Source organism: Thiorhodococcus mannitoliphagus, assembly GCF_010915725.1.
GTDB lineage: Bacteria > Pseudomonadota > Gammaproteobacteria > Chromatiales > Chromatiaceae > Thiorhodococcus > Thiorhodococcus mannitoliphagus.
Window position 1 is genome coordinate 1 of record NZ_JAAIJR010000176.1, and the last position, 9,274, is coordinate 9,274.

Sequence of the window (9,274 nt, forward strand, 5' to 3'; positions counted from 1 at the left end):
GTCGACGCCCGACTGACCGATGCGATCCCGACCGGTACCACCTTGGTGTCCGGCTCGGTGACCACCGACGTCGGCGTAGTCACCGGCACCGATCCCATCGCCATCAACCTCGGCACCCTGCTGCCCGGCGAGGTCGCCACGGTACGCTTCCAGGTGACCATCGACGGCGGCGTCGTCGGCGGCACCATCATCACCAACCAGGGCACCGTCACCGGCAACAACTTCACCGCCGTCCAGAGCGACGACAACGGCAATCCGAACGACGGCCGCAACCCGACGCTGACGCCGGTCTCCGACCCAGACAACCCCGGCCCTGGCCCGGCGCAGCCTGGCGATCTGACAAAGCGGCTCACGGCGAGCTCGGAAGACGCCAGCAGCGACAGCGATGTCCTCATCGGCGAAGTGCTCACCTTCGCGGTCAGCGTCGACGTGCCGGTTGGCACCCTGCGCGAGGCCACGCTGATCGATACCCTGCCGGCGGGACTGAGCTATGTCGCCAACACCGCGCAGCTCAGCCGCACCTTCGATCTTGGACTGACCGCATCGCAGAATCCCGGCGGGATCAATAGCGCCCTAAGCGGGGTGCTTACGCCACTTGCCGATAACACCGAGCTGCAGCAGGACGGTCAGGACATCCGCGTCTTCCTGGGGGACGTGATCAACTCCGATTCCCAGCCGGCGACCTACCGTCTGCAATTCAAGGCCGTGGTGCAAAACATCGCCGAAAACTATGCCGGCAGAAGCGCGCTGTCCAACAGCGCCACGCTCGGTTATTTCAATGCCCTCAACCAGCCGGTGCAGCTCAGCTCGGTCAGTGCCGAGGTGGCGGTGATCGAGCCCGACGTTACCGTTAGCAAAGAAGCTGATCCGATGACGCTACTGCCGGGCGGCGGGACCGTCACCTATACCGTCGTCCTGAGCAACGCCGAGGATGCGGCCCCGGCTTACGACGCCCGCATCAGCGACCTGATTCCCGACGGCTGGGATCTGACCGAGGTGGTCGAGATCAACTCCACCGGCGGCGTCCAGGGCCTCGTCGACAACAGCGACCTAACCACTGATCAGCTCGCCATCGACATTGACCAGCTCCCGGCCGGTGCCAGCGTCACCGTCACCTATCGCGTGCAATCGCCTTCCGACCTCGCTGTCGGGTCGCGCACTCCGAACACCGCGAACGCCGTCTGGACCAGCCTGCCCGGCGCGCGGGGCACGGACGATGCCACCCCGGGCAATCCGGGTGCCGCCGATGGCGAGCGCACGGGCTCCGGTGTCGGCGCCAACGACTTCAACGGAAGCGACAGCGCAGAGGTGCTGATCGGTGAGCCCGCGCTGAGCAAGACCGTGCTTGATGAGCAATCGCGCTATGCGATCGGCGACGTGGTGGACTACGAACTGCGTCTGAGCGTGCCAGCCGGTGCCGCGCTCGCGAGCGCCGTACTCAGCGACCAGCTCGCCGACGGACTCACCTATATCAGCGACTCGCTGTCGCTCGAACTGGACGGTCTGACCATCAGCAACAGCCCGAGCGACTTCACCACGGCGACGAATGAAGGTGGGACACTGCTCACTGCCGACGTCGGCACCCTGCGCAACCCGAATAGCGACAGCCGTAAGCTCGTGGTCCGTTACCAGGCGCGGGTGGCCAACCAGCTCAGCAACCAAGACGGTCAGGGACTGGCCAACACCGCCGCGTTTGACTTCACCGATCCCGGCACCGGCCAGCCGGCCACGCCGCTGACGGCCAACGACAGCGTCACGGTGGGTGAGCCCAGGCTGACCCTGGAGAAGACCATCGTCGGCAACACCGCAGACCTGGATGCCGGGGACAGCGTCACCTTCGAGGTCACCGTTGGTAACGACGGAACACGCACCGCCTACGGCGTCGTCCTGAGCGACGTGCTGCCCGCTGGACTGCGCGATGTTGCCAGTCTGACCCGGGACGTCGACCGAAGCGATGTCGAGCCGGTGCTGACGCCCGACGGCGACACCTGGAGCGGCAGCGCCTTCGATCTGGCGGTTGGCGAGCAGCTCGTGGTCCGCTTCAGTGCCACGCTGGCCGATAGCGTGTTCCCCGGCCAGACGCTGCAGAACCAGATTGATGCCGGCTTCAGCAGCCGCCCCGGCGACGACCCGAATCAGCGCGACGGCAGTGGCGACGGCCTGCAGGGCGACGATAGCGTGCTCGACAACTACAACGCCGAGGCACGCTCGCCGACCGTCACCGTCGCCGACCCGGTGCAGCTCGACAAGCGCTTCCACCCCGATGCGACCGACGCCAGCTACGCGATCGGCGAGACCGTCACCTATCGGCTGCGGGTCGCCCTGATCGAAGGCACCGTCGATGAACTGACGGTCATCGATCAACTGCCGGCCGGCCTGCAGTTTCTGGATGCAGAAGTCGGACTGGGTAATACCGGAATGGCGACCGCGCAGTCGATCGGGCCGAGCGATCAGCCGAGCACAGTCAACGGTCAGACACTGACCTTTTTCCTCGGGCAGGTCGACAATCCAGCCAATGCTAAGAGCGACGATGACTTCCTGACCATCGACATCCGAGCCCGGGTCGAGAACATCCCTGCCAACCAGAACGGTAGGGTGCTCGGCAACGATGCCGAGCTGAGCTTCCTTGATGCCGACGGTCTTCTGGTAATGCGCTCCTATGACGCTGATGACAACGAGGCAGGCATTCAGCCGCTCGAGCTGACCATCGTCGAGCCGGCGCTCGCGCTGAGCAAGACGGCCGACCGCGACACCGTGTCCCTCGGCGACGAGGTTGGCTTCACGCTGCGCATCGATCACAGCGTCGCCAGCACCGCCGATGCCTTCGACCTCGTGATCGAGGATCGGCTGCCGGTCGGGCTGAGCTATGTGCCCGGCTCGGCGAGCCCCGAACCTAGCGTCGACGGCCAGACCCTGCGCTGGGCGCGTGCCAGTCTGACCCAGACCGAGGACAGCACCACCATCGACTATAGTGCGCGGGTGGCGTCCGCGGCTGCGGCCGGTCAGGAACTGACCAATTCCGCGAACCTGACTTGGGCCAGCCAACCCGAGGCCACCGGTGCCGCAGACAGCGGCCGCACGGGGCCATTGAACCCGGACGACGCGCTCAATGACTACGCCGATGCGGCGACGTTCAGTGTGACGCCGAACCTGGACGCCTTCCTCTATCCTGTGAAGAGCGTCAGCCTGATCGGCGACCTCACGAACAACGGCCAGGTCGATCCCGGTGATACGCTGGAATATCGGGTCGAGCTAACCAATCAAGGCGCGCAGACAGCCACCGGCGTTGTCTTCACCGACGCCATTCCGGCCAACACCAGCTATGTGGACGGATCGCTGACCAGCACCCAAGGCAGCGTCGATGACAGCACCGATCCGCTCATGGTCGACATTGGTGAGCTGGCCAGCGCTGCCACGGTGACCATCACCTTCGAGGTGACGGTCAACGCCGCCACCCCCACCGGCACGGTGATCAGCAACCAGGGCGTGGTGGACTCGGATCAAACCGTGCCGACGCCCACCAACCGCGCCGATATCCGAGTCGGCGGCGACTTGACCGCGGGCGATTTGTATGCGGAGAAAATGGTGGCCAAGTTTGGCGGGACCGGCTCCACCATCGGCAATGGCGATACCGTGCAATACAGTCTGACGCTGCAAAACACTGGTGGTACAACGCTGACCAATGCGCGTCTGACCGACACCCTGCCGGCCGGCCTGACCTATGTCGCCGATAGCGCCAGCACGGCGACTGGCACGCTGACGGTTGTCGATGGCGAGGTGACCTGGATAGCAGGCGATCTAGCCGTCAATGCCAGCGTCACCGCGACTTTCCGCGCCACGGTCAGCGGCGTTCCGGACAATAGCCGTCGCGATTTCATCAATCAGGCGACCGTCGCCTATACGGACCCTGATGGAAAGCCCCAGGTCACGACCACCGACAGCAACGCCAGCCCCGAGGACGGCAATCAGCCGACGGTCTTCACCGCCGTTAATGGTGCCCCGCCGCTGCTGGATGTCGCTAAGCGCTGGGAACTGGTGCTCGACCAGAACGGCAACGGACTGCCCAGCGCCCATGACCGGCTGCGTTACAGCCTGACGGTGACCAATACGGGAACAGTCGATGCGACGGATGTCCGGCTGACCGATGTCATTCCGACCAATACCAATGTCGTCGCCGGCTCCGTGACGACCAGCCAGGGCGCGGTTGTCGACAGCGATCCGGTCTCGGTCAATCTGGGCACGCTCGCCGCCAGCCAGACCGCGACGATCAGCTTCCAGGTGACCATCGGGAGCGGGGTTCCAACCGGGACTGTGATCCAGAACCATGCCGACGTCTCCGCCACCGATCTGTCGGCCACGAGCAACACCACGCTCACCACGGTCGTCAACGAGGACCAGCGTCCGGCACCCGTCGGCAAGCTGGTGGTCGCGCATAGCGAACCCGTCACCGACGCCAGCCAGGCGTTGATTGGTGAGGTGCTGACCTATCAATTGGCGATCCGCATCCCGCCGGGTGGGACCACTCAGGTCCAATTGCTGGATACACTCCCGAGCGGCTTGCGCTATCTGGATGGCTCGGCGCGCCTGGCGCGCTCGGCCGCGACGCTCAGGTCAACGACGAATCCGGGTGGAATCAACGACCAGCCGGCCTACGTGGAGGGCAACGCCGACGACGCCTTCACGGACGTGTCCGCCGATGTCGCCAGCGACGATCAGACCCTGATTCTGGCGCTGGGCGATGTCGCCAACTCCGACGCGAACCAAACAGCGACCTACACCCTGCAATATCAGGTGCTGGTCTTGAATGTGGGCGGTAATGTACGCGGGACCAAGCTGAGCAATGCCGGCACGGTCAGTTACTGGAATGCGCTCTCACAGTCGCAGACCGCGACTCCGATCCAGACGACCGTCCAGGTCCGTGAGGCCAGTCTCGTCCTGGGCAAGACCGCCGGGCCGTCCTCACTGCTGCCGAGCGGCGGCACCACGACTTACACTTTGACTGTGACTAACCAGGGCGATGCGCCCGCTTACGATGTGAGCGTCACGGATGCCTTGCCGGATGTCTTCACCAGCGCCTCGACCTCGACCGGCGGATGTTCGGTCGCCGGTCGTAACCTGACCTGCGACATCGACGAGATCGCCCCCGACACCACGGTCACCCTGACCTTCGACGCCACGGCGGGCAGCATCTCTGGCAGCCAGATCACCAATTCCGCGACGGCGACCTGGACCAGTCTGCCGGGTGCCCATGGCACCGTCCCGGCTGACGAAACCCTTGGGTTGACACCGGGCGATCCGGGCGATCTGGATGGCGAGCGCACCGGCGACACCGGTGTTGACTTCACGGGCAGCAACGGCTACACCACCAACGCCAATGCCACCATCGTGGTCGGAACGCCGGGGCTGACCAAGTCCATCGATGACCCCCAGGCGCATTACGCCATTGGCGAGATCGTCCACTATCGGGTCACCGCCAGCCTGCCGGCGGGGATGAGTCTGAATGGGGCCCGGATCATCGATACCCTGCCGGCCGGGATGAGTTATGTCGCCGGTAGCGCAAGCGAAACGGTGTCCGTCTCCGGACAGCTGCTGACCTTCGACCTGGGAACGCTAAACGTCACGACCAAGACCCTGACCTATCAGGCGCGGGTCGACAATGTGCTGGCCAATCAGAACAACGTCCCCCTGACCAATGGCGCGCAACTGATCTACACCGACCCCGGCACCGACAAGCCCCAGCAGACCGCCATCCAGAGCCAGACGGCACTGGTCGGCGAGCCGCGCGTGGCCTTGACCCTCAATGTCACGCCAACGACCGATCTCCAGGCGGGCGATACCGTCGTCTACACCATCGACCTGAGCAATGGCGGCACCGCCACTACCGCCGCCCACGACATCGATCTGCGGGATCTCTTGCCGGATGGCCTGGAGGGCGTACCGGGAACCCTGAGCGTCAGCGGGACGGGCGGGGTCGGTGCCAGCGTCTTTGTGTTGGATGCCGCCGGTCTGACGACCGCCACGCCCTTCACGCTGCCGGTCGGCGCGAGCATCAGACTGAGCTTCCAGGCGCGGCTGACCGATCTCGTCACACCCGGCGAACAGCTGTTCAACGACGTCACCGCTGATTTCGCCAGCCTGTCGGGCAATGACGCCAACGCCCGCACCGGAGAGGGCGGCTCGGATCAGGACGATCCGGCGACACTCGATAATTATCACGTCGTCGCCCAGGCGCCGGTCCTGACCATTGGCGATACCGCCGCCCTGGACAAGCGTTTCTATCCCGACTCCGCGGGCACCCGTTATGCGGTTGGCGAGTTGGTGACCTACCGCCTGACCCTCAGCCTGATCGAGGGCCGGACCGATCAGGTCGAACTGACGGATACCTTGCCGGCCGGCATGCTCTATGAGTCGTCATCGATCGGAGTCGGTTCGCTCGGCATGACGCACCAGTTCAACGACAGCGGGCATGGTCTGACAACCACCACGGACGCAGAGGGCCGGACGATCCTGAGCTTCGATCTGGGGACGGTGATCAACCCCGCCGATGGCCAGCGCGACAACGACTTTCTCACGGTCGATCTCGTCGCGCGGGTCGCCAATGTCGCCGCGACCAACCCGGCCGGCGCCACCCTGGGCAATCACGCCCAAGTCAGCTACCAGGACGGGGGCGGTCAGACCCGGACGCTCGTCTTCGACGCCGATCCAGCCGAGGGGATCCAGCCGCTGAACCTGATCGTCGTCGAGCCGAAGCTCAGCATCGAGAAACGCACCGACGCGACGGAACCGGTCATGCTCGATGATGAGCTGAGCTACACCCTAACGGTGAGTCATCTCTCGGAAAGCACAGCCAACGCCCACGATCTGGTGGTGACGGATACCTTGCCGACAGGCTTGAGCTATGTCGCTCAGTCGGGCAGCCCGACGCCGGAGATCGATGGCCAGACCCTGACCTTCAGGATCCCCTCGCTAACCCTGACACAAGGCCGGACGACCCTGACCTATGGTGTCCGCGTCAACGATGCCGCGCCGCTCGGTCAATCCCTGGTCAATCAGGCCGGTCTGCGCTGGGCGTCGCAACCCGACGCCACCGGAGATCCCGACAGCGGCCGTACCGGCGATGGCGACACCAATGCGGAGGGCGGCGAGAATGACTACCTTGACAGCGCGAGTGCCACCATTCCCGTTGCGGCGCAGTCTGTCGCGGATGTCGCCACCACTGTGACGGCACCGGCCAGGGCGGACGTTGGCGATGAGGTCGAGGTGAATGTGACCTATGCCAATCATGGCCCCACGACGGCCGACGGCCTGACCTATCTGTTGCTCCTGACGCCGGGATTGGAGGGAGTGACCTGCGAGGGCGTCACCTGCGTCTATGACCCACGCGATGGGCGGATAAGGCTTACCGGCCTGCCCGATACGCTGGAGGCGGGTGAAAGCCTCTCCTTCGTGGTGCGCTACACCATGCCCCAAGCGGGACCGGTCGAGGTGTGGAGCGAGATCGCGACGACCGCGCTCGATGTGGACGCGTCCAATAACGAGTCTCAGGCATCCACGCTGACCGACGCGGATGTCGGCGGCCAGCTCCAATTGGTCAAGACTGCCTATCTGAGTCAGGACGATGGCGCGGGTTGCCCAGGCTCCAAGCAAATCAGCGTGGTCAACAAGTATCGCGTCCCAGTGGCGATGACCTGGTGTTTCAGCGCCACCAATCTAGGCGAGACCTGGCTCGACGCGCCGGTCTTCACCGACGAGGGGCTGAATGTTATCCCCGCGAACCAGGATGGGATGCGGTTGCGCTCCGGCACCCTACCCCTAGCGCCCGGCGCGACGGCAGTGTGGTACTACGAGGAAACACGCGATATCAGCCTGTTGAACTATGTCGAACTCACCATGACCCCGGTGGAGTCGAACGGCACTCTAATACCGGGTGCGGACCCGGCCTGGGGCTCGGACAGCATTCCGGCCATCTTCGGTTATGTCTTCGATCCGCCCTTTGGGGTGAAGAACGGGCGGGTGGATGGACAGGATCTCGTGCGCTGGACCATGGTCTGGGTGAACGACAACGTGATCCGGGCCGATAACGTATCCATCACCGATCCGCCGCCGGTGGGCATGACGATGACCGGCACGCCGACCTGCACGGCTTATGGCACGACCAGCGTCGATCTTTGCGGCTTCGATCCGCCGAGCGCGAGTTTTCCGCGCGGCCGCGTGCGCGTGCTCGCCAATTTCGGCGCGGATTTCGGGGTTACCCTCGGCACCATTGGCCAGGCCCCCAACCGACTGGAGATCGCGTTCGACGTCCTGGTAGATCGCCCCGAGGCGGAGGAGACCTATGAGAATCAAGGCGAATCCGAGTGGACACCGCCGGAGGCCGAGGGAGAGACCTTCGTCGCTGAAACCTACGATCTGACCCAACTGGAAGGTCTGGATCCGGATCTGCCGCCGTCTGACATCGACCCGGAGGATGTGCCGCCGAGCGAATCGCCGGTGACGCCATCGGCGCAGGCCGATCTGGCGGTGATCAAGTCTGTTGACAGGACTCGGCCAATCATCGGCGACACTGTCACCTTTACCCTAACGACCAGCAACCAGGGGCCGGAGACCGCAACCGGAGTGACAGTCAGCGATCCCTTGCCCCGCGGCTATACCTATGTCTCGAACAATCCGAGCCAGGGGAGATACAACGCGGAAACGGGAGAATGGTATATCGGGACCTTGGCCAAGGGTGCCCGCGTGACGTTGCGGATTGCTGGACGTGTCAACGCAACCGGTCCATATACCAACACCGCCACGGTGGCTGGCCGCGAGTCCGACCCGAATGCGGCCAACAATCGGGGCACGGTGACCCCGGTGCCTGTGACCCCACCCCTCCCCTCCAATCCGATTCCAACCTTGTCGGAATGGGGAATGCTTGTGCTGTCGCTCATGGTCCTCTTGTCTGGCCTGTCGATGCGAGGGTTCCGGCGACGCTGAAACGGCGAAAGCCGCGATGGCGGAACAGCGCCATTCGCGGCTTTTTTATCGCCCGCGCCACCTCGATCATGTTGGCGCCATCCTTCGGGGTCGGCGTTGATCATCGGAGCGCCCAGTCGGTTGAGTGGGCACCGCGCATCCTTCAGAAGCTGTCTGGAAACTCCTAGGGAGGCTTCGCCTCAGACCGACGAGTCATGTCATGCCATCGGGATCGGGATCGGGATCGGAATCGCTATCGTCGGTTCGATCCCGATCCCGATCCCGATCCCGATCCCGATGGCCTTGGATGGTCGGACGC

General features: G+C 64.5%; 1 protein-coding gene. It reads left to right on the plus strand.

Annotated features, from left to right (window positions below):
- The first annotated feature begins 57 nt into the window (after positions 1–57).
- The gene (locus G3480_RS23685; RefSeq protein WP_206171863.1) at positions 58–8,976 is read left to right on the plus strand and encodes an IPTL-CTERM sorting domain-containing protein; all 8,919 of its coding nucleotides are present in this window, start codon (positions 58–60) and stop codon (positions 8,974–8,976) included.
- The last annotated feature ends 298 nt before the right edge of the window (positions 8,977–9,274 follow it).